Origin of the sequence: Paenalcaligenes sp. Me52 (assembly GCF_050487965.1) — a bacterium.
Lineage (GTDB): Bacteria > Pseudomonadota > Gammaproteobacteria > Burkholderiales > Burkholderiaceae_B > Paenalcaligenes.
Genome location: NZ_JBKQFO010000058.1, coordinates 1 through 548 on the forward strand (window position 1 = coordinate 1; position 548 = coordinate 548).

The window sequence follows — 548 nt, forward strand, 5'->3', positions numbered from 1 at the left end:
TACCACCATTGAAGGCAACTACGCTGATGCTGTGCGCCTGCTGACGACAGCTCATAGCGTAGCGTTTGATGGTAAAGCGACGCTATTTGTTGCCGAACGCACGCTTCAGGAAGGTATGACTCCTGAACAGGCCTGGGCACCGTGGATTGCTGAGCTGGATATCTATCGTCAGGATTGTGCGCATGTGGATATTATCTCTCCGGTGGCGTTTGAAAAAATTGGGCCGATTATTCGTGCGACGCTAAATAAGTAAATTTATATTATCTATAAACCCATAATTACAGAAAATAGTTATGGGTTTATCATTTGTTTAATTTATAAATTTGGTGGGTATTTCTCTGAAATAGAGTGAATGTTGCATTCAGTGGGAGTAATTTACAAACTTCAGCTTCGGATAAATCTCACCAACTGGTAGAGTGGGGGCCGTGGAGATTTACTCTTATTGGACTCATTTTCAGGTTATACCCCATGTCATCACTGAATATTAAACAGGGAAGTGAAGCTCATTTTCCCGAGTATCCTCTGGCGTCGCCCAGTAATAATGAAAT

At 42.5% G+C, this 548-nt stretch carries 1 protein-coding gene; it reads left to right on the forward strand.

All coding sequences use genetic code 11. The features are described from left to right. The coding region (locus ACLO87_RS16970) for a thioesterase domain-containing protein (RefSeq protein ID WP_430224367.1) at positions 1-253 on the forward strand (253 nt) is incomplete at its 5' end. Positions 254-548: the final 295 nt, after the last annotated feature.